Consider the following 23,735-nt stretch of genomic DNA (forward strand, 5'->3'; position numbering starts at 1 on the left):
ACAGCTGATGCTGCTTACTTGCCGATGACCGGCGGCGTGGCCTTGCCGTCGTAGCCGAACAAGGAATTCGGGTCGGCTTCCTGCAAGTAGGACGCGGCCTTCTTTTCCTTGTCCTCTTCGCCTTTGCCGCCCTTGCCCGCGCCTCCGGCCATCGGCATGCCGTTGGCGCCCTTGGCTCCGGGAACACCGGTGCCCGCTGCTCCGCCGCGCGCACCGGGCTCCGGTTCGCCGAACCGGCCCGCGCCGCTTGACCCGCCCTGACCGGGCGCTCCTCCCGAGCCGCCGCGAACGAATGAGCCAGGGCCACCTGGTCCGCTGCCGCCCGAACCGGGTGCTCCGGTTCCACCGACGGGCCCGAAGGACGCGGGCACGCCGCCGAGGTAACCGGGGCTGTTGTAGCTGCTGGAACCGCCCGGCGCGGTGCTGGGCACATAGGCGGTGCCGCCAGGGCCGAACTGAAGGGGCGTATTGCCGACGCCGGTCGAGCTGGGAGGGACGTAGCCGGACGTGCGGGTGCCGTCGTCGTACGCGGCCGCAGGCACGTAGGGCTGAGGCTGCTGTTGACCGCCGGGCACCCCGCCGTGCCCAGGCTGCGGCGCATACGACCCTGGCTGCGGCGCGGTCCCCGAGCCGCGCTGGTCGGTCTGGCCGTAGGAATGGCTGGACGGGTACGGGGTGGAGCTTTCCTTCTGCGGGTCCACCGGGTGCTCGACCGGTCCCTGCTGCGGAGCGAGGCCGTAGGTGCCGTCGGAGGAATCGGGGACTTGCCCGTAGTCGACCGGCATCTTTTGCGCGTGGCCGTCGCTGGTGCTGGTGTACTCCTGGTACCGGGAGTTGTTCTGCTGGACGGCGGCATTCCGCTGGTTGATCTTGTCTTCGTTGTCGGTGTCCCACGGAGTCGCCACGTCCCACCCGGACCGGGACGGCGGATCGTCGGACACGTCCTGCATCGAATCCCGGGTCGAGGTGAACGCATGCCCTTGGTCGGCGAGGGTGTTCTGACTGTCGTGCAATGCCAGCGACGCAGAGGTCGCCACGTCCGCCAACGGCTTCAACGATCCCCGTGCCGCGTCGCCGCTCTGCCCTGACCAGGCGGCCTCCAGCCGGCCGACCGCCGTCAGGGTGTCGGACTCGATGCCCTGCTGCTCAGTCGATTGCTGCAACGCGGCGTGCTGAGCCTGCCCGAGACTGTCTGGCCCAGGCCCGGCTTTCACTCGACGCACCAGCTCGCCCGGAAGGACGATGTTCCCCTCGGCCTGCATCTGCTTCAGGAACTCGTTGAACCTGTCTGCGATGAAGCTCATTGTCACGCACCGCCCTTCAGCGTGGTGACGGCGAGGTCGGCGACGTGCTGGGCGTCTTGGCAGGGATCGGCCGACGATCCGACCTGGTCGTTGGCCAGCTTGACGTCGATCTCGAATGCGGCGTCGTCTGCGATGCCGATGGCGACGCTGCACCGCCCGGTCGAGCGGTCGTCACTCGGCCCGTAGGCGACAACCGGGTAGCCCTGGACGGGAGCCAGCTCTTTGAAGAATCCCTCGTTTTTCTTCGCGTAGACGTGGCCGAGGCCGTCTTTCCACGCGTACACGAGCTGCACGCCGATGCCCGAACCCCGGCTCGGATTGGACCAGCGGCATTGCTTGGCGACGCCCGTGTCCTCGGACGGTTGCACCGCAGGCGACGCACCAGAGAACAGGGCTTTCACTTGCGCATCCGTCAGCACCTTGCAGGGATCGCCCTGGACGACCGATGCGGGCAGCGGGTTCGCGATCTTCGGGGCTGCTGAGGAAGGCTGCTGAGCATCGCCGCTTGATGATCCGGAACTGGGCAGCGGCTGCCCCGGAGGGTCGGCTTTCCCGCCGCTTCCGCTGCACGCCACCAGCCCGGCGGTCAGCGCCAACGCCAGCAACGAAATCCGGAAACCGGTCGAACGCATCAGAAGTGTCCTTCGCCCTGTTTGGTGATGTCCTTGCCTGCTTGCTGGTCGTGCGCGTCGTGGATGCCAAGGGCGTCTTTCATCTTCTGAATGACGGAGCCGAGGTAGGCGCTTTGCCGCATCAGGTGGCCGCGGTAGTAGTTCCCCGAGTTGTTGCTGGCGTCGGTGTTCCGCAGCGAAGCCGGGTCTTTCCCGGGCGGCACGATGCTCCACATTGGGACGGCCTTTTCGATTTGAGAATCGATGCGCGTCTGCAGGTTCTGGAGGTTCGTGAGTTCGGCGGTCATGGCGTCCTTGCTCAGATAGAAGCCGGGTGCACCGCCTCCGCCGGACGCGCCGCCGCCGCCTCCGGACGGGCCGTCGGCGACGAAAAAGCTCGCTCCGGTGAGCATTCCGATCGCACCGGTATCGCCTGGTGGTGTCGCCTGTCCAGCCATCTGCATCCTCCCCTTGCGGCTAGCCCCGCCCATAGCTTCACTGAGCCGAACCGATGGTAGCCAAACCGCCACCCTGTGTCCCGTGAACTGCGGAGATCGGGGCACGACCGGAGTGGTGCCTGCGATTCGGGCGGCTTCGGCTGGCGGCACAGGGCTGTTTTGCAGTCAGCGGGCGTCTGGTTCCGTGCGCGGCGGCGTGTGGCCGTTGCACATCGGGGAGAACAGCTGGTCGTAGGAGAGCCCGGTCGCCAGGGTCCAGACGGGTTTGCCGTGCTCGATGTCCATCACGGTCTGCCGGGACAGCCCCGTCCGTTCGGCCAGTGCGGTGAACGACCTGCGGCGGTCGTGGCGAAGCCGGGTTCGGGCGGCAAGATCACCCGAACGACTCAGATCGCAACCGATAGTCAAGTCATCCTGGAGGTCTTTGCTTTTTGTCCGGATCTGCTGCATAAAGAGAGGCAACGGGCTGTCGGGAGGGATGTCGGCCCGGCGATGGATTACGCCCGAACACGTTGGCAAGCGGGGAGAGCGACGCGGGATGGCGCACCGTTTCAGGCGAACGACCTCCGCGTTCTCCGCGGCGATGCCCTTGTTGGCCAGCTGACGGTCCTGTACGGAGTCAACGAACGGAGGCATGCCCGGGAACAAGGGCTCGGAGTGGTGGGACCCGGACGACGTGCGCGTCCGGTGCTGGCCCGACCGCCTCGCCTTGACCGCCGCCAAACACCTGGCAGCTCCGGGCTTCCGGTCGTTGCGATGCTCCTCAATCCAATTAACCTGATTATTGTATTTCGGCTCTTCTTCCCATCACCGCACGTTGAGCAAGTACACGGCCAGGGGCTGATGGAGAATCGGGTCAGGTCGTACTTCGAAGCCGGCTGGGGCGAGCCGGTGCGGGGCAGCCGGGTGGGACGGGGCAAGGTTCGGCTGGCCAGGGGGCATCGGGCTCGCGGGGCGGACCGGTCGCTGGGTGCGTCGCGGAGGTCGTGCTTGAGGTGCTGGCCCAGCTTGTTTTGCCGGTGGTGGCAGCGTGGGATTTCGTCGGCGTTCGCAACCGGCGGGGCAAGGTGATTGCGATGGCTGGCGGGCCGCGCGGCGGGCAGGCGTTTTCGGTGGCGGAGCGGTTGACGCGGTACAGCGGCGAGATCGCGGTGGAGGTGTGGCTTGGGCAGGGGAAGAACTGCCCGCAATGGAGTCCGTCGCCGGCTTGTCTGTACTGGGAAAGACGGAGCGATGGTGCTGTTCTCGGCGGGCTGAGTCGCCGAGGCAGGCCGGGGTGAAGTTCTGGACACGGACTGTGACATTTCCGGTAGCCTTGGACTGGACCAGCTGGGCGGGGGAAACGGTGCGCGACGGGAACTACTTCGACGGCCAGGCGGACACGGTCCTCCAGGCGCGGAACATCTACGGCAACGTGTATTTCAGCGAACCGCGGGAACCCGCAGTGCCGTCGTTGCAGGCGGCGGCACCTCCGGAGCACTACCGGAACAACGAGAGCCAACTGGCCGCGCTCACCCGGATCCATGACGAGGCGCTCGATCGAGTCACGATCGCGATCGTGCGGGGCGCGCCGGGCAGTGGGCGCACCACCCTGTGCGAAACCTGGTTTCACCAGCACCTGGACGGCTTCGACCGGTTCTTCTCGGTGCGGCTGGGGCATCGGGCGGGCACCGATGTGCTGGCCGAACTGCTGTCCATGGTGGGGTATCAGCCGGACGAGATGCCGGCGAGCCTCGAAGCACGATCGGCGATGTGGCGTGCCCAGACCGCGAAGTTCCGGGTCGGGCTGCTGGTCGACGACGCGTTGAGCGCGGCCGAGGTGAAGCCGCTGCTGCCGACGCGCGCCGGGTCCTACGTGCTCGTGGTCGGCTCGGGGCTCGCGGCGTTGCAGAGCCGGTACTCCGCGCGGGAAGTTGATCTCGAACCGTTGAGCCGCGAGGCGGCGCTCGGCGTGCTGAGCGCGTTGGTCGGAGAGGAACGATTCACCGCGGAGCCGGAGAGCAGGGACGAACTGATCCGGATCTGCGCCGGGTCCGCCGCCGAATTGAACGTCGCGGGCTCGCTGTTGCGGAGGTTCCCGAACTGGCCGCTGGGGCGGCTGATCGCACGGATTCGGCAAAAGGGTGCGCTGGCCAGCCCGGTGTTCGACGCTGCCTACGAGTCGTTGTCCCAGGACGCGCGTGCGGTGTACCGGTTCTTCGGTGCGCACCCGGGCGACGGCGACGTGCGGCCGGAGACCGTTGCCGCGGTGCTCAGCCTGGACGAGTTCGACGCCGAGGAAGTGTTGCAAGACCTGGTCGAGGTCAAGCTGATCGAAGACGTCGGCGGTCGCTACCGGATCTCCGCACTGGCCCGATTGCACGCTGCGACGCTGGCTGGCGAACTGTCCGCCGCAGTGATCGGGTACTACGCCAGACACAGCCTGGCTGTCGCGGAGAATGCGTTGCCGCGTAACTGGGCGGCAAAGGTGTGGCCTGGCTTTACCGCGGGTTCCTTCGACCGGGCCGACGCTCGTGCCTGGTTGCTCGACGAGCAAGCGAACCTCGCGGCCGCGACCGAGGCGGCGCTGCTGGAGGGCGCGCACGAGGACGTCATCCGGCTGGCGATGGCGTTGTGGCCGGTCTATAAGGACGGCAGTTACCCGATCGAATTGGCCGCGGTGAGCCAGGCCGCCGCACAAGCCGCGCAGGCGGCTTCGATGCCGCTTGCGGAAGGGCTTGCGCGAACTCAACTGGGGTTCGCTCGGATGCAGCGCCGGGAATGGTCCGCGGCGCAAGAGGAGTTCGCCAAGGTGGCGGAGTTGGCGGCGACTCCTGGAGAACACGCTTCAGCGGTGGAATCGCTCGGCCTGGCTTGCTTCGAGCCCGGTCTGCTCGCCCGGCAGCAGGGGCGATTCGAGGAAGCCGCGCGGTTGTTGGAGCAGGCGGAGGTGCACCTTCGGCGCAGCCTTGAACTCGCGGAGGAAATTCAAGACGAGCGTCGGCTCGCGCTCGCGCGGATGCACCTGGCCAAGGTCGCGGCTCCGGAGGAAGCAGCTGTGCTGCTGGCTCGCGCGGAGCGGGAGTTGGGGAAGGAGCCCGACAACCTGGTCAAGATCCGCCTGTGGCGGGGCCGGAAGCTGATCGAAGCCGGTTCGTTCGAGGACGGTGCGGCCGAGCTGGCGGAACTCGACTCGGCGGCCGAACAGCTCGGTATGCACCGAGAGCGGATCGCGGCGCTACGTTCCAGGGCGGAGGCAGCGCTTGCCCGTGGTTTCCGCGAGCAAGCGAAAGCACACGCGGAGGACGCGCTGAGCATTGCGCAGCTGCGCGGGTTCACCGCCGAGGCGACCGATCTGCTGATCTGGCTCGAACAGTTCTGACTATCCATAGTGGACAGTGAGCTCGGCCTCGTATTTGCGGCCGCCTGCGGTGAAGGGCAGCTGTTCGGGGAAATCGAGGCCTAGCCGAGCGCGCGTGCAGAACAGCGACGGCACGGCTTGCGGCAGGCCGGTGGCGGTGAAGGAGACGACCAGGCCGTCTCGGCTGCCAGCCAGCCAGCCTGGTCCGGCTGGGCAGGCGGCCCATTCGCAGCCGGGGAATTCGGCGAGCGTGATGGCGATCCAGCGGGCTGGGTCGGGGAAACGGTCGCCGAGCACGATGTCGGCTCGGCGCAGCAGGCGTGGGTCGGGGCCGTCGACGTGGACGACTAGGTGTGCGTCGGGGGAGGCGGCGGCGAATCTGGTGACTTCGTCGCCTTGGACCTGGACCCACTGTGCGCCGGGTTCTGGGCGCTGGACGCGCGGCAGCGGGAACGCGGTGAATCCGGCTGGTTCGGCCGGTGGCGGCAGTCGGAGCGTGCGGTAGCCGAGGTCGGTCAGCAACGCCGCGGATTGGCCGGGGACGCTGGTGGCCAGTTCGGTCGCGGCGATCAGGGCTGCTGGCTGGGTCGCGGTGCGCAGCTGGTCGGCCAGGTTTTCGCCGGTGAGCGTGGGGGCGGTGCGCAGCAGGGCGGCTACTGGGGAGTCCGGATCGACGGCGTCGTGTGGTGCGGCAGCCAGCAGAACTGGAGTGCCCAGGCAGGCGGAGTAGTAGGTGACGGAGCCGTGGTCGCCGATGGTGACGTCAGCGGCTACTGCGGCCGATTGCCACAGATCTTCTTCCGGGAGGATGATTACGCCCGCGCGTTCGCATTTTCGCAGCCACATTGTCAGCTGCCACGGGTAATGGCCCTGGCCGATGTTCGGGTGCAGGGCCAGGACGATGGCGAATTCGTCCAGCGGCAAGTGCCGGGCGATCCGTTCGGGGAGGTCTGGGCCGGATCCGTACGACGAGAGCTGGCCCCACGTGGACGAGATCAGCACCAGGGTCTGCTCGCCGGTTACGCCGAGAGCTTGGCGGTAGGACTCGCGTAGTTCACGCGCGTCGCGCAGGCGGTCCAGACAGGAGTCTCCGGCGATGACGGCGTGGTCAGCGGCTTCCGGACAGTACTGGCGCAGCCGGGTGAGCTGTTCGGGGTGGGACAGAACGTGATGTTCGGCGATCACCTCGCCGTCGCGCATCAGCCATTGTTCGGACAACCCGAAAACCGGTTTCCGGTTTCCGGTTTCCGGTTTCCGGTTTCCGGTTTCCGGTTTCCGGTTTCCGGTTTCCAAGAACTTATTGTACCCCATTCCGTGCGGCAAAACCGTCAACGGAGCGCGCAATTTATGCAGATCCCCGCCGTAACTGGCCGCCAGTGCCCAGTCGAAGTCCTCCGTCACGACGTCGTCCCACGGTTCCAGCGGGATCCCGCGCGCGGCGAGGTACTCCTCGGTCCCCCGGGTGAACGCGCTCGAATCCGGGCAGGTGAACACCACCTGCACCCGGGGGTCCCCGGCGAACAACGGCAGCACGTCCAAGAGCCGGGTCGCCGCGGTGACGTTGTGCACTACCGCCAGCAGCGTCCGTTCCGTGGGCACAGTGCGCCATCGGCGCGGCACGGGGTAGGACGACGACGGCACGGAGAGCGATCCTACCGATCGCGCTCCGTGCCGGTCGCCGGAAAAGGCTCAGAGGCTGATATTGCCTTGTACGTCACGCAGCTGAACGACCTTGGCCCCTTCGGCCACGGTGCCCACGTGGTTCGTCACCCCGCCGCTGCGTGCTTCCTGGTGCACCTCGAACTCGGTGCGCAGCGCCGCGCCGAATTCCGGGTCCTGGCGGCTGGCCTCGTCGAGGCGTTCGGCCAGTGCGGTGACGGTGGCCGGGTTGTCGGGGGTGGCCGCCTCCAGTTCCGCGGTTGCCTTGTTGTTGCCGGAGAACTTGCGCTTGACCAGGTCATACAGCCCGGTCGCGGCCTTCGTGGCCAGCGCGGTGGCGACAGCGGTCAGGATCGGCTCGGGCATGCGACTCTCCTCAGGTCGACGGCCCCTCCACCGTACTCACTTCGCGTGCTCGTCGATCCACTCGGCGAGCACATCGATGCGGGACGTCGTTTCCGCGCCGGTGTGCGGGCAGTCCGGGCCGTTGTTCTCGATCGAGATCAGTTTGCCGTCGGTGAAGTACGGCGCGCCCGTGTCGTAGGTGCACGCGCTGGTGGACGCTTGCGGGGCGACGCCGTGAATGCCGACCGTCGTGCCGCCGACTGACGAGATCTTCATCGTGCCCTGCTGCAACTGTTTGGACGGCACCGGATTCTGCGCCGTCCGGCTGCCCCAGCCTGCCAGCGTCACCTGCTGTCCGACGCCTGGCACCAGGTGGTTCACCGTGAGCGGCTTGACCTCGGAGACCGGACTGTCGAGCTGGGCCAGCGCGACGTCGTTCGGGCCGGCTTGCAGCACCTGGGTGACCTTGCGCTGGACGCCTTTTTCCTTGGTCTCGTCGACGAGGCCGAGAGACACCGTCGTCGGGTATGGCACCGGGCCGGACACCCGGTTCTTGTTCGCGTCGTGGAAGCAGTGGCCGGTGGTGACGATCCACTGCGGTGCGACGAGCGCTGCCGAACAGAAGCTTGAGTACGTGCTTCCGTTCGGCAGCGGGATTCCGGTCATGCTCAGCTTCGCGGCGAAGCCGAATTGGCCTGCTGGGACGTCAGAACCGTTGGCGACGGCCAAGGCCGGGCTCGCGGTGAGGATGGGCAGGAGAACTGCTGCGGAGATCGCGGCGCGGACGCGCATTCTGTCCCTTCGTCCGGGTCACCAGCGGACGCCGATGAACTCGGCCTTCCACGCTAACGACACCGTCCGCGATGCGGAATTCCCTTGATGGGCGACGAAAACCGACCGATCTCGCGACTTGCCCTCACTGGGTGTGCGAGGCGATCCACTCCTTGAGGATGTCGACGCGCGCGGTCGTCTCCGGCGTGGAGTGGGGGCAGTCCGGGCCGGTCGACTCGACCGAGATGAGGCGGCCGGTGTTGTCGCCGTCGTCGACGAAGTACGGCGCGCCCGAGTCGTAGCTGCAGGCACTGGTGTCCTTCTTCGGCGAGACGCCGATGATGCTCGCGGTGGTGGCGTCGGAGCTGACCACCTGCATCTCGCCCTGCTGCAGCTTGTCCGACGGCTTCGGCGAAACCTCGGTCAGGCTGCCCCAGCCGGCGAGCAGCACCTTCTGGCCGTTGGCCGGCGCGGCGGGCGAAACAGTCAGCGGTTTGATGTCGGTGACCGGCTGGTCGAGCTTGGCGAGCGCGACGTCGTTGATGCCCGCCTGCTGTACCTCGGTGACCTGCCGACGCTCGCCCTTGCCCGGCTCGTCGGTGGTCGCGCCGAGCAGCACCGAAGTCTCGTAGGGCACCGGGCCGGAAACCGGCTTGCGATTGACGTCGTGGAAACAGTGCCCGGCGGTGATGATCCACTGCGGCGCGATCAGGGAACCCGAGCATGCGCTCGAATAGGTGGTGCCGTCCGCCTTCGGGATGACGGGCATGGACAGCTTGGCCGCGAATGGATACTCGCCGGGCGCCACATCGTTGCCGTTCGCGACCGCGGACGCGGGAGCCGCGACGGCTAGCGCGGCGCCGGCGGCGAGGAAGGCAGCGGAAAGGGCAGCACGCAAACGCATAGAATATCCTCCGGAAGACGACTACTCAATGCGAACGTTAGGCGCCTTCCGGTTCCCCCGAAAGGGGGATCAGCCGGGGCTGCCCGTTCGGGCTTTCCCGGCTGCCCCCGTTTCTTTCCGGTCAGCTCACGCCGACGAGATCGACCACGAAAATCAGCGTTTCGTTCGGGGCGATCACGTCGCCCGCGCCGCGCTCGCCGTAAGCCAGGTGCGGCGGGATGACCAGCTGGCGGCGGCCGCCGACCTTCATGCCGGTCACTCCCTGGTCCCAGCCCGGGATGACCTGGCCGGCGCCGAGCTGGAAATCGAGCGGTGCGCCGCGGTCGTAGGAGGCGTCGAATTGCGCGCCGGTGGAGTGCGAGACCCCGACGTAGTGCACGCTGACCGCATTGCCCGACTTGGCTTCGGGGCCGTCGCCGACAGTGATGTCGTCGATCTGCAGCTCGGCGGGCGGCGGTCCGTCCGGGCGCTCGACTTGGGGCTTTTCCACGCTCATGGGGCTCACCGTACCTATCGGGCACATGCTGCGCCGGATGGAGTACCGCCAGTCGGACTACTCCCAACGAGGGGATAAACGCGAAAACTCTTCACATGTGCACTACCCGTCGGTAGCGTGCGCTGGGTCACCCTGGGGCATCCTTCGTGGACGGAGCTGTGGCATGCGACGACGCATTCCCATCCTGGCCGCGGGCGCGGTAGCCGTGCTCACGGCCGGGCTAGTGCAGATCGGGACCGCGGCACCGGCTTCCGCCGCGTTGCCCGGCAACGACTACTGCGCTGGCCAGTGCAACGACATCCTCCCGCCAGGCGAGAACGGCAGCGCGACGCTCGCCGAAATCCTCGCCAACAAGGCGTTCGGCACCCAGCCCGGGCACGCCGACGACCAGCTCGGCAAATACGCCGATCTCGCGGGCGGCTACAAGACGCTGACGACCGGCGCCATCGGCAAATTCTTCAACGACTCGTCCTTCGGCGTGCCCGCCGACCAGGTCGCGAGCACGCTGAAACCGCGCGACGACGTGACGATCACGCGTGACAAGGCGACCGGCGTCCCGCACATCCAGGGCACGACGCGGTCCGGCACCGAATACGGCGCGGGATACGCCGCGGCGCAGGATCGCTTGTGGCTCATGGACATCATGCGCCGGGTCGGCCGCGGCCAGCTGACGTCGTACGCCGGCGGGGCGGAAGCGAACCGCGAGCTGGAACAGTCTTTCTTCGCCTCCGCGCCTTATACCGAGGACGAACTGCGGCAGCAGATCGACGCGGTGGCGGCGAGCGGCCCGCGCGGCAAGCAGGGCCTCGAAGACGCGCAGGACTACATCGAAGGCATCAACAAATACATCACCGATTCGCACAACGGCCGGTACTTCCCCGGCGAGTACGTGCTGACCGGGCATGTCGACGCGATCACCAATGCGGGCACCATCGAACCGTTCAAGCTCACGGACCTCGTCGTGCTCGCCTCAGTGGTGGGCGCGCAGTTCGGCGCCGGCGGTGGCGGCGAGGTGCAGAACGCGGTCGCGAAGCTGGCGTTGCAAGAGAAGTACGGCGTCGAGCAGGGCGAAAAGGTGTGGCAGAGCCTGCGTGCCGCGGACGATCCCGAGGCCGTGAAGACCCTGCACGACGGGCAGAATTTCCCGTACGGCACCACTCCGGCGAACCCGCAGGGCGCGGCGTTGCCGGACAAGGGCTCGGTGACCAACCAGCAGCTCGTGTTCGACCAGACCGGCTCGGCCGCCGCCGCGCAAGCGAAGGTCAAGGTTCCGGCTCCGAAGGACCAGGAGTCCGCGCGCGGCATGTTCGACAACGGCGTGCTGCCGGGCAACCTGCTCAAGGAAAAGCACGGCATGTCCAACGCGCTGCTGGTGTCCGGCGCGAAGACCGCCAGCGGGCATCCGGTCGCCGTGTTCGGCCCGCAGACCGGGTATTTCGCTCCGCAGCTGTTGCTGTTGCAGGAAATCCAGGGTCCGGGCATCAGCGCGCGCGGCGCGTCGTTCGCCGGGCTCAGCATGTACGTGCTGCTCGGGCGCGGCCAGGACTACTCGTGGAGCGCGACGACCGCGGCGCAGGACATGATCGACACCTACGCGCTGCCGCTGTGCGACCCGAGCGGCAAACCGGCCACCAAGGACTCGAACTACTACCTCTACCAGGGCAAATGCCTCCCGATGGACACCGTGGAGCGCAAGAACGCCTGGTCGCCGACGGTCGCGGACGGCACCGCCGCCGGGTCCTACACGCTGCGCAGCTACCGCACGAAGTACGGCCCGGTGACCTCGCGGGCGACGGTGGACGGGAAGCCGGTGGCGTACTCGTCGCTGCGGTCCTCGTACTTCCACGAGGTGGATTCGCTGATCGGGTTCCAGGAGTTCAACGACCCGGGCTTCGTCAAATCGGCCGCGGACTTCCAGCGCGCCGCGAACGACGTCAACTTCACCTTCAACTGGTTCTACGCGGATTCGAAGGACATCGCGTACTTCAGCTCGGGTGCGAATCCGGTGCGCAATTCCACTGTGGACCCGATGATGCCCGCGTGGGGCGATCGCGGGTTCGACTGGAAGGGCTGGAACCCGGCGGGCAACAAGGCCGACTACACGCCCGCGTCGCAGCATCCGCAATCGGTGAACCAGGACTACTACATCAGCTGGAACAACGCGCAGGCAGACGGCTACGCGTCCGGCGGCGCGGACAAGTCCGCCGTGCACCGCGGCGATCTGCTCGATGCACGGGTCAAGGCGCTGCTTTCCAGCGGCACCAAGGTGACCCGGGTGAACCTGACCCAGGCGATGGAGGACGCGGCGCTGGCTGACCTGCGCGCGGAGAAGGTGCTGCCGCTGCTGTTGCAGGTGCTGGACAAGGCCCCGCTCACCGGTGCCGCGGCGGACGCCGAAGCGAAGCTGAAGACGTGGATGGAGCACGGACACCAGCGCGTCGAGTCCGGCCAGGGAAGCAAGACCTACAACGACGCCGACGCGATCCGGATCATGGACGCGTGGTGGCCGCTGCTGGTCACCGGCGAGTTCAAACCGGCGATGGGCGACGACGCGTTCGGCGCGATGACGAACGTGCTGCAGATCAACGAAAGCCCGTCCGGCTTCCAGAACGAGACGCCGGGCAAGCACGTCGGGCAGCCGCACCAGGGTTCGGCCTATCAGCACGGCTGGTGGGGTTACGTCAGCAAGGACATCCGCACTGCTCTCGGACAGCCGGTCGCAGGCCCGCTTGGCGCGAAGTTCTGCGGCGGCGGCGACCTAACCGCGTGCCGGCAGACCCTGGTCGACTCGCTGACCACGGCCGCCGGGCAGCCCGCGAACACCGTGTATCCCGGCGACGGCGACTGCTCGGCGGGTGACCAGTGGTGCGCCGACACGGTGATCCAGCGTCCGCTGGGCGGGATCGCGCACGGCAAGATCAGCACCCAGAACCGGCCGACGTTCCAGCAGGTCGTGGAGTACCCCGCCCACCGCGGCGACAACGTCTCGAACCTCGCGGCGGGCAAACCGGTGAACGCTTCCAGCGCGGAAACCGGCTTCTACAACTCCCCGGCTTCGAACGCGGTCGACGGCAACCCGGGCACCCGCTGGGCGAGCGACTGGAGCGACAACCAGTCGATCACCGTGGATCTCGGCTCGGTGCAGCAGGTTTCGCGAGCGGTGCTGTCGTGGGAGAAGGCGTACGGGAAGGGATACAAGATCCAGCTGTCCACGGACGGCACCGACTGGCACGACGCGGCTGTGGTGACGGACGGGGACGGCGGGTCGGACAACGTCTCGTTCGCGCCTTCGGACGCGCGGTTCGTTCGGATGCAGGGCGTTACGCGCGGGACCAAGTACGGGTATTCGCTGTACGAGTTCGAGGTTTACGCGCACTGAGTTCGGTTGCCACGGACCGCCCCGGCCAGCAGGATCGGCCGGGGCGGTTCTTTTCGCGCCGGTGTCGTCCACTTTGTGGAACGGCTGACCACCTGGTGATATTCGTCGCCTGCCGTTCCGACAGCCGCGAAGTTACCGTGTCCGCATGGACGACTGGACTCCGCGGACCCGCGCGATCGCGGCGGGCCGGCCGCACGGCCCTGGCGAGCCGCTGAACACGCCGATCGTGGCCACGAGCACTTTCGAGGCCGGCGGCGACGCGGTGTATTCCCGCTCAGACGGCACGGCTACCTGGGCTGCTTTCGAGGAAGTCGTCGGGTCGCTTGAGGGCGGCACTGCGGTCTCCTTCGCGTCTGGCGTCGCGACGTTGTCCGCGGTGCTGGATTCGTTGCCGGTCGGGTCGACGGTTGCGGTTCCCTCGTTCAGTTACGCAGTCACGCGCGGAGCGTTGAAGCACGCGCAGCAACTCGGCCGCCTCACGGTCACCGAATTGGAGCCGACGGACACGCAGGCTTGGCTCGATTGCGACGCCGATCTGTTGTGGCTCGAATCGCCGACTAACCCGACGCTCGACGTGATGGAGATCGAGACAATCGCGCGCGGTACGAAGGGACGCGTCGTCGTCGACAACACCTTCGCGACTTCGCTGCATCAGCAACCGCTGTCGCTCGGCGCGGACATTGTCGTGCACAGCGCGACGAAGCTCATTGGCGGACACAGCGACCTTCTGCTCGGCGTCGCGGTCGCAGTCGATCAGGACATTGTGGACGAACTTCGCGCGGCGCGGACTCGGGTCGGCGCGACGCCGGGTGCGCTCGAAGCGTGGCTCGCGTTGCGTGGTTTGCGGACGCTTCCGGTGCGGCTCGCCGAGCAAACTCGTACCGCGGAACTGCTGGTGTCCCGGTTGGCGGAACACCCGGCGGTAACAAAGGTCCGCTATCCCGGTTTCGGGATGATGGCGGCGTTCGAGGTCGCCGGTGCCGACGCTGCGGACAAGGTGTGCGCGAACGTCCGGTTGATCCGGCCCGCGACGAGCCTCGGCGGGGTGGAAAGCCTGGTGGAACGACGTGCGTGGCTGCCCGGCGAGGAGCGCGTGCCGCCGGGGCTCATCCGGTTTTCCATCGGTTTGGAAGACCCGGAAGACCTGTGGCGGGATTTGCTGACCGCGCTCGGCTGATTTCCGCCATTCTTTAACGGGGGCTGTGCGGGTCGCCCGGAAACTGTTACGGTATGGGCACGACGGGTCGGATTACCGGCAATCGGGAGAAATCATCGCCGTCGGGAAGGCATTCGTTACCGCTTTCTCTGGTGTCGTTAATCACCAGCTAAAGGGTTACCCCTATGGGCTGAATCTTGGGCAGGATCAGCGGGCGCGGTGGGGGTCATCGCGCTTTTCCTCAGAGGGGTAATCATCTTGAAGAAGACTCTGGGCAGACTCGCGGGCGCTGTGCTCGCGGGCGCCCTGATCAGTCTTGCCGTCGTGCCCGCCGCGAACGCGGAGGAGACCTCGCCGGAAACCTCCGCCTCGGCTCCGGCCACCACGGGCGAGACGGCTCCCGCCTCGGAGGCCCCGGCCAGCGAGACCGGCCAGCCGACCGAGACCAGTCAGCCGACCGAGACCGGTGCGCCGACGGAGACCGGCAAGCCGACGGAGACCGGCAAGCCGACCGAAACCGGTAAGCCGACGGAGACCGGCAAGCCCACCGAGACCGACAAGCCGACCACGCCGACCTCCTCGACCTCGGAGACCTCCACTCCGGAGGAGCCGCCGTACGTCGACGACACCGGCTACGGCGTCGACCTCGACGAGAACCTCGGCGTCGTCGTGATCGCGTGCGCGGCGGGCGAGCCGACCGGCCTGCACTCCAACGACTTCGACCTCGTCGAGGGCCCGCACCAGGACGAGACCGATGGTCGCTACTGGGCGTGGCTGGTCAAGCGCCACGACGGCGTCTCCTTCGAGAGCGGCAGTGTGCGCGCGGTCTGGACCTGCGGCGGCAAGCCGACCGACGGCGGCAAGCTTCCCCCGGCGGGCGGCGCGGGCGCTGGTTCGGCCGGCACCACCGGCGGCCACGGCGGCTCGCAGGTGAAGTACGCGCCGAAGCACGGCATCGAGACCGGCTTCGGGGGCATGGCCGCCTGATGACCAGGAAGTACGGGCAGGGCGTCGCTCTCGTGGGCGCTCTGCTCCTCTCCCTCTCGCTGAGCGCGTGCGGTTCGGACGCCCCGGCGGCGCCCGCCGCGCAGGCTCCGGCCAGTGCGGCGGTCCCGGTGACCAAGCCGTTCACCGGGCTGCGGCCGACGTCGGTCGAGATCCCGAAGATCGGCGCGAAATCGTCGCTGATCACCGTCCTGCCGAACAAGGACGGGCAGATTTCGGTGCCGTCGGTGAAGAACCCGATGCAGGCCGCGTGGTACCGGCTTTCGCCGGTGCCGGGCGACGTGGGCCCGGCGATCGTGCTCGGGCACGTCGACGGCAACCACAAGCCGGGCATCTTCTTCAAGCTCAAGGACGTGAACCCGGGCGACGAGGTCGACATCGAACGCAGCGACGGCAAGAAGCTGAAGTTCGTCGTGGACCACAAGGACCAGGTCCCCAAGGACACGTTCCCGACGCAGGCCGTCTTCGGCAACACGGACAAGCCGCAGCTGCGCCTCATCACCTGCGGCGGCGTGTTCGACCACGCCGAGCACAGTTACCAGGACAACATCGTGGTGTACGCGAACCTGGTCTCCTGACTCAGGTCAGCAACGGGGTGAGCAGCGTTCGCTGTTCCTTCGGCACGTACTCCGCATAGTTGTCATACAGCGCTTGACGCGCCAGCCGCGCCGCCGACTCCCCGTCGGCGGCGCGGATCGCGTTCAGCACCTCTTCGTGGTGCCGCAGCCAGGAATGCATCAGCGCGGCGCGGTCATTGGCATGGCTGAGTTTGTCCTCGATCAATTCCAGCACCACGCCGCGGACCACTTCGCCGCTCACCACCAGGAGCGGATTTCGGGACACTCGGGCAATGACGTCATGGAATGCGACGTCCGCGCGGCTGAATTCGGCGTATCCGTCCGCCGCTGCCATTCCTTCCAACGCGACGTCGAGCGCGGTCACATCCTCGGCGGTGCGCAGTTCCGCGGCCAGCAGGTGCGACGAACCGTCGAGCACCATCCGGAATTGCAGCAGGTCCGCCAGCCCGACGTGGTCCGCCCGGGCCAGCCGGTGCATCGACCGGTGCAGCGCGCCCGGGGAAGCGGCCAGCACCTCGGGTCCGCGCGGGTCGCCCGGCCGCGACCGGATCAGCTCGGCGGCCTGGAGCACCCGCAGCGCCTCGCGCACCGTCGAGCGGCCGACGCCGAACTGCGTCATCAGCTCCCGTTCGCCGGGCAGCCGTTCGCCGGGTTTGAGGCGGCCGCTGACCACAGCCTCCTCGATCTGCTCGACGATCCGCTCGTAGGCGCGGACCGGAGCCACCGGTTCGAACTTCATCTTGACCTCGGTGTCTGCCGGATGCGAGTCTGCCTAGGGTTTACTGGTCAGACCAGTGTACTGAGCAGGAGGCGGAATGAAAGCCCGGAGCCTGGCCGCGGCGCTGGCGCTGCTGCTCGTGACGGCCGGCTGCTCGGCAGGCTCCAGCGCGAGCGTTTCCCCAGGTCCGGACACGCTTTCCGTGGGATACACGGCGGAGCCGGCCAACTTCGACTTCACTCGTTCCGACGGCGCGGCCATCCCGCAGGCGCTGCTCTACAACGTCTACGAGGGCCTGGTGAAGCTCGATCAGCAGGGCCGGATCGTGCCGCTGCTCGCGAAGTCCTGGACGATCAGCCCGGACCGCAAGACCTATGACTTCCAGTTGCGGCAGGCCGTCAAGTTCAGCAATGGAGCGCCGTTCACCGCCTCCGACGTCCAGTTCTCGCTGATGCGAGTGAAAACCGACTGGACGATCTCGCTCAAGTCGGCGATGGACGTCGTGGACCACGTCGAGGTCGTCGCGCCGGATCACGCTCGCGTCGTGCTGTCGAAACCCAGCAACGGCTGGCTGTTCAGCCTCACCAGCAGGCTCGGCGCGATGTTCAGCCCGACCGGCGTCGCGGATCTGGCGAACCATCCGGTCGGCACCGGACCGTACGAGGTGGCCTCGCGCCGCCGCGGCGATTCCATTGTCTTACGGGAGAATCCGCGGTACTGGGGACGGAAACCGGCGTATCGCACGGTCGTGCTCAAGTACTTCGCCGATCCGACCGCGCTCAACAACGCCTTGCTGTCCAACGGAATCGACGTGATCTCCAACCTCACGTCGGCCGATTCGATCCCGCAGTTCCAGGGCGACGACCGGTTCACCGTGCTGCAGGGCACCACGAACAGCGAGGTCACGCTGGCGTTCAACGGCCGCCGCGCACCGTTGAACGACGTGCGCGTCCGCCGCGCGCTCACCTACGCCATCGATCGAAAAGCCGTGCTGGACCTGGTCTTCAACGGACGCGGCACGCTCATCGGCAGTATGGTCCCGCCCACTGACCCGTGGTACGAGGACCTGTCGAAGGTCTATTCCTACGACCCGGCGAAGGCGAAGCAACTGCTCGCCGAGGCGGGCGTGCATGATCTCAAGCTGCGGCTGCGGATTCCGAACCTGCCGTACGCGGTGTCGGCGGCGCAGGTGGTGCAGTCGCAGCTGGCGGACGTCGGGGTCACCACGACGATCGAGCCGCTCGACTTCCCGGCAGTGTGGCTCAAGCAGGTCTTCACCGATCACGACTACGACCTGTCGATTATCCAGCACGTCGAAGCCCGCGACATCTCGACGTTCGGAAAACCCAAGTACTACTGGGGTTACGACAGCAAACGGGTGCAGCAGCTGCTCGCCGCGGCGGACAGCGGCACCTCGCAGGAGCAGGTGCGCGACATGAAGGCGGTCGCGCGGCAGCTGAACACCGATGCGGCCGCGGACTGGCTGTTCCTGTTCCCGAACGTCGTGGTCGCCAAGAAGAAGGTGACCGGGCTCGCGCGCAACCAAGTAAGCGAGTCCTTCGACCTGACCGGGGTGAGGCCGGCATGACCGCGCGTGTGCTGCGGCGGGTGGCCGTGTTCGCGGTGAGCCTGTTCGTGGCGTCCATTGTGGTGTTCCTGTTCATGGCGGTGCTGCCGGGCGATCCCGCGCAGGTCGCGCTCGGCGTGAACGCGACGCCGGAGCTGCTCGCGAAGACCCGCGCCGAGTTCGGCATCGACCGGCCGCTGGTCGAGCAGTACCTGAGCTGGATGGGCGGGGTCGCCCGCGGCGACTTCGGCCGGTCGTACGTCACGCGCGAGGCGATCAGCCCGCAGCTGGTGGACCGGCTCGGCGTCACGTTGTGGCTGGTCGGCGCGGGGATGATCGTCGCGCTGGTGATCGCCTTGCCCGCTGGCGCGTTCGCCGCGGTGCGGCACCGGAAGGCCAGCGGCGTCGCGGTTTCCGGGCTGTCGCAGGTCGGCGTGGCGATTCCGGCGTTCCTCGCGGGCATCATCCTGGTGCAGATTTTCGCCGTTCAGCTGCGCTGGCTGCCGAGCGGGGGATGGACGCCGCCAGACCAGGACGCGGGTGAGTTCCTGCGCGGGCTGATCCTTCCGGCGTTGTCGCTCGGCCTCGTACAGGGCGCGGTGCTCACGCGCTACGTCCGCTCGGCGGTGCTCGACACGCTCGGCCAAGACTACCTCCGCACTGCCCGCTCCAAGGGACTCTTGCCTGGTCAGGCACTGTTCCGGCACGGGTTGCGCAACGCGTCCGTCCCGGTGGTCACCGTGCTCGGCCTGCAGTTGACGACGCTGCTGATCGGCGCGGTCGTCGTGGAGCGAGTGTTCGTGCTGCCCGGGCTCGGCAGCATGCTGCTGGACGCGGTCGCGCAGCGCGATTTGCTGACTGTGCAAGGGATCGTGCTGGTGCTGGTGGCCGGGGTGCTGTTGGTGAACTTCGTGGTCGACGTGCTGTATTCGGTGCTCGACCCGAGACTGCGGGGGTCCTGATGCGCCGCAACGGAAATCTCCTGCTCGGCGGGATACTGGTCGCGCTCGTCGTGGTGGCCGCGCTGGTGTCGTTCGTCTGGACGCCGTACAACCCGGTGCAGGTCAACGCGGCGGACCGGCTGCTGGGCTTTTCGGCCGGGCACCTGTTCGGCACGGACAAATTCGGTCGCGACGTCTTCAGCCAGATCCTCGTCGGCGCGCGAACGACGCTGTACGTCGGCGTGGTCGCGGTCGGCATCGCGGCGGTGATCGGCACGCCGCTGGGCGTGCTGGCGGCGATGTCCCCGCGCTGGCTCGGCGAGTTCGTGATGCGGGTGAACGACCTGGTGCTCGCGTTTCCCGCGCTGCTGCTGGCGATCATGTTCGGCGCGGTGTTCGGCGCGGACACGCTCACCGCGATGGTGGCCATCGGCATCGCGACCATCCCGTCGTTCGCCCGGATCGCCCGGTCGGGCTCGTTGCAGGTCATGGCCAGCGAATACGTGCTGGCCGCGCGGGCAGGCGGCCGGTCACGGACGCGGATCGCCTGGTCGCACGTGCTGCCGAACATCGGCGGGCTGCTGATCGTGCAGGCCTCGGTGTCGTTCGCGATCGCGGTGCTGGCCGAAGCGGCGTTGTCGTTCCTCGGCTTCGGCACGCGGCCGCCGACACCGTCATGGGGCCGGATGCTGCAGGAATCGCAGGAGCTGCTCACCGCGCATCCGCGGCTGGCGCTCGTGCCCGGCGTCGCGATCGCGGTGGCGGTGCTCGGATTCAACCTTCTCGGCGACGGTCTGCGCGACCGTCTCGACCCCCGATTGGCGGCGCGGGGATGACGCTGACGGTGGAAAACTTGCAGGTCGCGGACCTGGTGCGGGGGGTTTCGTTCGAGCTGGGCGCGGGCGAGCGGGTCGGGCTGATCGGCGAATCCGGGTCCGGGAAATCGCTCACCGCGCTGTCCGTGCTGGGCCTGCTGCCGGAAGGACTGTCGGCCACCGGCTCGGTGCGGCTGGACGATCGGGAGCTGCTCGGTGCGTCCGAAAAGGAGCTGTCCCGGTTGCGCGGCAACGGAATGGCGATGGTGTTCCAGGAGCCGATGACGGCGCTGAACCCGGCGATGCGGATCGGGCGGCAGGTTACCGAGCCGTTCCGGGTGCACCGCCGCCGCGGGCGTCCGGCGGGGGAACTGCTGGCCGCGGTCGGATTGCCGGACGTCGCGCGGGCATATCCGCATCAGCTGTCCGGCGGACAGCGGCAGCGGGTGGTGCTGGCGATCGCGCTGGCCAACGACCCGGCGCTGCTGATCTGCGACGAACCGACCACCGCGCTGGACGTCACCGTGCAGGCGCAGATTCTGTCGCTGATCAAGGAGCGGCTGTCGGCGGAGAGTTCGCTGTTGTTCATCACGCACGATCTGGCGGTGGTGGCGCAGATGTGCGACCGGGTGCTGGTGATGCTCGACGGGTCCATTGTGGAGCACGGCTCGACGCGTGAGGTGCTGACCGCGCCGAAGCACGCCTACACGCAGCGATTGCTGGCAGCCTCCGATCTGGAGGGCGCGCGATGATCTCCGTACAGGATCTGGAACGGCGGTATACCCGGCGGGACGTGCACGCGTTGCGCGGGGTGAGTTTCGATGTTTCCGCTGGTGAGCGGTTCGGGATCGTCGGCGAATCCGGGTCAGGGAAGTCCACGCTGGTGCGGCTGCTGGCCGCGTTGGATCGGCCGACCGCGGGCACGGTGTCGTTCCAGAGGAAGCGGATCGACTCGCTGCCCGAACGGAAACTGCGGTTCCTGCGAAGCGAAATGCAGATCGTTTTCCAGGATCCGATGAGCTCGCTCGACCCGCGGATGCGCGTGCGGGACATCGTGTCCGAACCGCTCGGCCGCCGGTCGCCGGAGCGCGTGGCCGAGCTGCTGGCCGCCGTTGGACTGCCCGAGGACGCGGCGATGCGATACCCGCACCAGTTCTCCGGCGGGCAACGGCAGCGGATCTCGATCGCCCGCGCGCTCGCGCCGAACCCGAGCGTGCTGATCGCGGACGAACCGGTGAGCGCGCTGGACGTTTCGGTGCGCGCGCAGATCCTGGACCTGCTGGCCCGGCTGGTCGAAGAGTTCTCGCTGACGTTGATTTTCGTCTCGCACGACCTCGGCGTGGTGCGGCACGTGTGCGATCGCGTCGCGGTGATGCGGCGCGGGGAGATCGTGGAAATCGGTGCGGTCGACCAGGTTTACGCCGCGCCGGCGCACGAGTACACCCGGGAACTGCTGGCCGCCGCGCCGAATCTGCGGACCGAGCTGGCCCGGTTGAAGGGAGAAGCGGATGCCTGACTACCCGGACGGCCTGCCGATTGGTCCCGGCTGGATGTCCACAGTGGATATCGCGGACGTCGTGTTTCCCTATGACGGCAGCGTGATCGGCACCGCGCCGGTCGGCACTGCCGCGCTGGCTTCACGTGCTGTCGACGAGGCGGTCGCAGCCGCTCGCGAAGTCGCTTCGCTGCCTTCGCGGACCCGCCGGACGTTGCTGAACGACGTGGCTTCGGCCGTGCGCGAGCGTCGGGCGGAGTTTGCGCAGCTGCTCGTGCTGGAGACCGGAAAACCGCTGGTCGACTGCCAGGTGGAGGTCGCGCGGACGATCGTCACCTGGGAGGCCGCGGCTGAGGAAGTGTCGCGGCTGCACGGCGAAACCGTGCCGCTCGACCTGCTGCCTTCCGGGGACGGACTGGTCGGGTTCTGGAAGCGCAAGCCGATCGGGGTGGTCGTCGGCATCGCCGGGTTCAACTACCCGCTGCTGCTGGCCTCGCACAAGATCGCCCCCGCTATTGCCGCTGGCTGTCCGGTGGTGGTGAAGCCGGCACCGCAAACCCCGCTGGCGACGCTGTGGCTGGTGCATCTGGTCCGCTCCCGCACTGACCTGCCCGCGATGGTCCAGCTGGTCACCGGAGACGCTTCGGTCGGATCGGCGCTGGTCACGGATCGGCGGATCGGCGCGGTGTCCTTCACCGGCTCTGCCGCCGTCGGCCACCAGATCGCCCGCGCCGCCGCGCCGACGAAGACCCTGCTGGAGCTGGGCTCGAACGCCGCGCTGGTGGTCGCCGAGGACGCCGACCTCGACGCAGCCGCGGACGCCGTGCTGCGCGGCGGGTTCTATGCGTCCGGGCAGGCTTGTATTTCCGTACAACGGGTGCTGGCGGTGTCTTCCGTGGCCGCGGAGTTCACCGACAAGGTGCTTGCCCGGCTTGGCGAAGTGACCGTTGGTGACCCGCGCTCCCCTGACACGAGGGTGTCCGCGCTGATCGACTCACGCGCTACTTTCCGGGTCGAGGAATGGATCGACAAAGCCGTCGCCGCGGGTGCTCGACTGCTGGCCGGTGGTGGGACTCGTGACGGGGTGCTGGAGCCGACGGTGCTCGCCGATGTTCCGGACGGCGTCGAATGCTGGGACGAGGAGATCTTCGGACCGGTCGTCTGTCTGCGCACAGTGTCCGATGTGGACGAAGCATTCGCCGCGGTCAACGCGTCGCGGTACGGCTTGCACGCGAGCGTGTACAGCCGCTCGTTGAAGACCGCGTTCCGCGCGCTGGACGAGCTGGAGGTCGGCGGGGTAGTGGTGAACGAGGTGCCGGGTTTCCGGTCCGACACGATGCCGTACGGCGGGGTCAAGGACTCCGGGATCGGGCGCGAGGGGCCGCGATTCGCCGTCGAAGAGCTGACCGTGACCAGGATGGCGGTGCTGCGCCCGTGAACTACGCCGGACTGTTCCGAATGGACGGCCGCCGGGCCGTCGTGCTCGGCGCGGGCAGCGGAATCGGCCGCGAAGCCGCCCGAGCCTTGGTCGCGCACGGCGCGTCGGTGATCTGCGCGGACCGCGACGTCGCCGCTGCTCGGGAGACTGGGGCCGGCGAGCCGTACGAGATCGACCTGCTCGCCCCCGGCGCCATCGCGGCCGCCGCTACCGAACTGGGCCCGCTGGACGCCGTGGTGCTCACCGCAGCCACGAACGTCCGGAAACGCCTGCTGGACTACACGCGCGAAGAGTTCGACCGCGTGGTGGAGCTGAACCTAGGCGTCGCCTTCGAGGTGCTACGCGCGTTTGGCGCACCCATGGTCGAGCAAGGCCGGGGAAGCATTATCGGCTTCTCCTCGATCCGCGGCACCACCGTCGAACCCGGCCAAGGCCCGTACGCAGCAACGAAGGGCGGCTTAGTGCAGCTCTTCCGCACAGCCGCCGCTGAATTCGGACCGTCCGGCGTACGTGTCAATGCCATCGCCCCTGGCGTTGTCGAGACGCCCTTGACCGCGCAGATCAAAGCGCGTCCCGACTGGTACGACGCCTACGCCCAGAAGGGTGCCCTCGGCCGCTGGGCGCGCGCGGACGAACTGGCCGGCGCCGTCGTGTACCTCGCTTCGGACGCTTCGACCTTCGTCACCGGCTCTGTCCTGGCCGTTGATGGCGGCTGGACCGCAGTCGACGGCCGCTTTGACCCACCCGCTTCGTGA

23 protein-coding genes are annotated in these 23,735 nt (G+C 67.9%); 13 read left to right on the forward strand and 10 right to left on the reverse strand.

The annotated features are described in order from the left end of the window. Positions 1-14 precede the first annotated feature (14 nt). The 4 genes from A4R44_RS09545 to A4R44_RS50120 form a co-directional block, all read right to left on the reverse strand. Entirely contained in the window at positions 15-1,304 is a 1,290-nt protein-coding gene (locus A4R44_RS09545; protein ID WP_067578394.1) for a hypothetical protein, read from the reverse strand. Between the two features lie 2 nt (positions 1,305-1,306). Continuing rightward, positions 1,307-1,900, reverse strand: coding sequence for a DUF3558 domain-containing protein (locus A4R44_RS09550; protein ID WP_157904840.1), 594 nt, complete (start codon positions 1,898-1,900; stop codon positions 1,307-1,309). A gap of 35 nt (positions 1,901-1,935) precedes the next feature. Next, entirely contained in the window at positions 1,936-2,373 is a 438-nt protein-coding gene (locus A4R44_RS09555; RefSeq protein WP_143132379.1) for a hypothetical protein, read from the reverse strand. 165 nt (positions 2,374-2,538) lie between these two features. After that, positions 2,539-2,781, reverse strand: coding sequence for a helix-turn-helix domain-containing protein (locus tag A4R44_RS50120; RefSeq protein WP_067578741.1), 243 nt, complete (start codon positions 2,779-2,781; stop codon positions 2,539-2,541). Positions 2,782-3,359: 578 nt separating this feature from the next. Between A4R44_RS50120 and A4R44_RS47800 the strand changes: the two genes are divergently transcribed. Both A4R44_RS47800 and A4R44_RS09565 read left to right on the forward strand, forming a co-directional pair. Beyond that, positions 3,360-3,653, forward strand: coding sequence for a hypothetical protein (locus A4R44_RS47800; RefSeq protein ID WP_157904841.1), 294 nt, complete (start codon positions 3,360-3,362; stop codon positions 3,651-3,653). A 17-nt stretch (positions 3,654-3,670) separates the two neighbouring features. Next, on the forward strand, positions 3,671-5,734 hold the full coding sequence (locus A4R44_RS09565) for a hypothetical protein (protein WP_157904842.1): 2,064 nt from the start codon (positions 3,671-3,673) through the stop codon (positions 5,732-5,734). Here the strand turns inward: A4R44_RS09565 and A4R44_RS09570 are convergent, their stop codons facing one another. The 5 genes from A4R44_RS09570 to A4R44_RS09590 form a co-directional block, all read right to left on the reverse strand. Further along, a complete protein-coding gene (locus A4R44_RS09570) occupies positions 5,735-7,354 on the reverse strand; it encodes a hypothetical protein (protein WP_067578402.1) in 1,620 nt (539 codons plus the stop codon). A 48-nt stretch (positions 7,355-7,402) separates the two neighbouring features. Next, entirely contained in the window at positions 7,403-7,738 is a 336-nt protein-coding gene (locus A4R44_RS09575) for a hypothetical protein (RefSeq protein WP_067578403.1), read from the reverse strand. 36 nt (positions 7,739-7,774) lie between these two features. After that, entirely contained in the window at positions 7,775-8,509 is a 735-nt protein-coding gene (locus tag A4R44_RS09580; protein WP_067578405.1) for a trypsin-like serine protease, read from the reverse strand. A 124-nt stretch (positions 8,510-8,633) separates the two neighbouring features. Then, positions 8,634-9,392 (reverse strand): trypsin-like serine protease, encoded by a 759-nt coding sequence (locus A4R44_RS09585; protein ID WP_067578407.1) that lies wholly within the window; start codon positions 9,390-9,392, stop codon positions 8,634-8,636. Positions 9,393-9,513: 121 nt separating this feature from the next. Beyond that, on the reverse strand, positions 9,514-9,888 hold the full coding sequence (locus A4R44_RS09590; RefSeq protein WP_067578409.1) for an FKBP-type peptidyl-prolyl cis-trans isomerase: 375 nt from the start codon (positions 9,886-9,888) through the stop codon (positions 9,514-9,516). Between the two features lie 163 nt (positions 9,889-10,051). Here A4R44_RS09590 and A4R44_RS09595 point away from each other — a divergent pair, with 163 nt between their 5' ends. From A4R44_RS09595 to A4R44_RS09610, 4 genes are all read left to right on the forward strand, one after another. Continuing rightward, the gene (locus tag A4R44_RS09595; protein ID WP_067578411.1) at positions 10,052-13,267 is read left to right on the forward strand and encodes a penicillin acylase family protein; all 3,216 of its coding nucleotides are present in this window, start codon (positions 10,052-10,054) and stop codon (positions 13,265-13,267) included. Between the two features lie 145 nt (positions 13,268-13,412). Beyond that, positions 13,413-14,444: a PLP-dependent aspartate aminotransferase family protein gene (locus A4R44_RS09600; protein WP_067578413.1), complete on the forward strand. Its 1,032-nt coding sequence runs from the start codon at positions 13,413-13,415 to the stop codon at positions 14,442-14,444. A gap of 237 nt (positions 14,445-14,681) precedes the next feature. Continuing rightward, entirely contained in the window at positions 14,682-15,410 is a 729-nt protein-coding gene (locus A4R44_RS47805; RefSeq protein ID WP_067578743.1) for a hypothetical protein, read from the forward strand. Further along, positions 15,410-16,006 carry a class F sortase gene (locus A4R44_RS09610; RefSeq protein ID WP_067578415.1) on the forward strand — a complete coding sequence of 199 codons (597 nt, stop codon included), beginning with the start codon at positions 15,410-15,412 and terminating at the stop codon, positions 16,004-16,006. Before A4R44_RS47805 ends, A4R44_RS09610 begins: the two co-directional genes overlap by 1 nt. A 1-nt stretch (position 16,007) precedes the next feature. Here the strand turns inward: A4R44_RS09610 and A4R44_RS09615 are convergent, their stop codons facing one another. After that, positions 16,008-16,745, reverse strand: coding sequence for a FadR/GntR family transcriptional regulator (locus A4R44_RS09615; protein WP_067578417.1), 738 nt, complete (start codon positions 16,743-16,745; stop codon positions 16,008-16,010). A 76-nt stretch (positions 16,746-16,821) separates the two neighbouring features. On the opposite strand from A4R44_RS09615, the gene A4R44_RS09620 reads away from it, so the two are divergent. From A4R44_RS09620 to A4R44_RS09650, 7 genes are read left to right on the forward strand one after another with little or no spacing between them, the layout of a single operon-like run. Further along, the gene (locus tag A4R44_RS09620) at positions 16,822-18,312 is read left to right on the forward strand and encodes an ABC transporter substrate-binding protein (protein WP_067578418.1); all 1,491 of its coding nucleotides are present in this window, start codon (positions 16,822-16,824) and stop codon (positions 18,310-18,312) included. Then, positions 18,309-19,253, forward strand: a complete 945-nt coding sequence (locus A4R44_RS09625) for an ABC transporter permease (RefSeq protein ID WP_067578420.1) — start codon at positions 18,309-18,311, stop codon at positions 19,251-19,253. Before A4R44_RS09620 ends, A4R44_RS09625 begins: the two co-directional genes overlap by 4 nt. Beyond that, complete coding sequence (locus A4R44_RS09630) at positions 19,253-20,068, forward strand: ABC transporter permease (RefSeq protein WP_067578422.1); 816 nt, start codon at positions 19,253-19,255, stop codon at positions 20,066-20,068. The genes A4R44_RS09625 and A4R44_RS09630 overlap by 1 nt, the downstream gene beginning before the upstream one ends. Then, positions 20,065-20,799 carry an ABC transporter ATP-binding protein gene (locus tag A4R44_RS09635; protein ID WP_067578425.1) on the forward strand — a complete coding sequence of 245 codons (735 nt, stop codon included), beginning with the start codon at positions 20,065-20,067 and terminating at the stop codon, positions 20,797-20,799. The genes A4R44_RS09630 and A4R44_RS09635 overlap by 4 nt, the downstream gene beginning before the upstream one ends. Continuing rightward, the gene (locus A4R44_RS09640) at positions 20,796-21,563 is read left to right on the forward strand and encodes an ATP-binding cassette domain-containing protein (protein ID WP_067578427.1); all 768 of its coding nucleotides are present in this window, start codon (positions 20,796-20,798) and stop codon (positions 21,561-21,563) included. The genes A4R44_RS09635 and A4R44_RS09640 overlap by 4 nt, the downstream gene beginning before the upstream one ends. Next, positions 21,556-22,980 (forward strand): aldehyde dehydrogenase family protein, encoded by a 1,425-nt coding sequence (locus A4R44_RS09645; RefSeq protein WP_067578429.1) that lies wholly within the window; start codon positions 21,556-21,558, stop codon positions 22,978-22,980. Before A4R44_RS09640 ends, A4R44_RS09645 begins: the two co-directional genes overlap by 8 nt. Beyond that, positions 22,977-23,735, forward strand: a complete 759-nt coding sequence (locus tag A4R44_RS09650) for an SDR family NAD(P)-dependent oxidoreductase (RefSeq protein ID WP_067578431.1) — start codon at positions 22,977-22,979, stop codon at positions 23,733-23,735. Before A4R44_RS09645 ends, A4R44_RS09650 begins: the two co-directional genes overlap by 4 nt.

The organism is Amycolatopsis sp. M39, from assembly GCF_001651785.1.
Lineage (GTDB): Bacteria > Actinomycetota > Actinomycetes > Mycobacteriales > Pseudonocardiaceae > Amycolatopsis > Amycolatopsis rubida.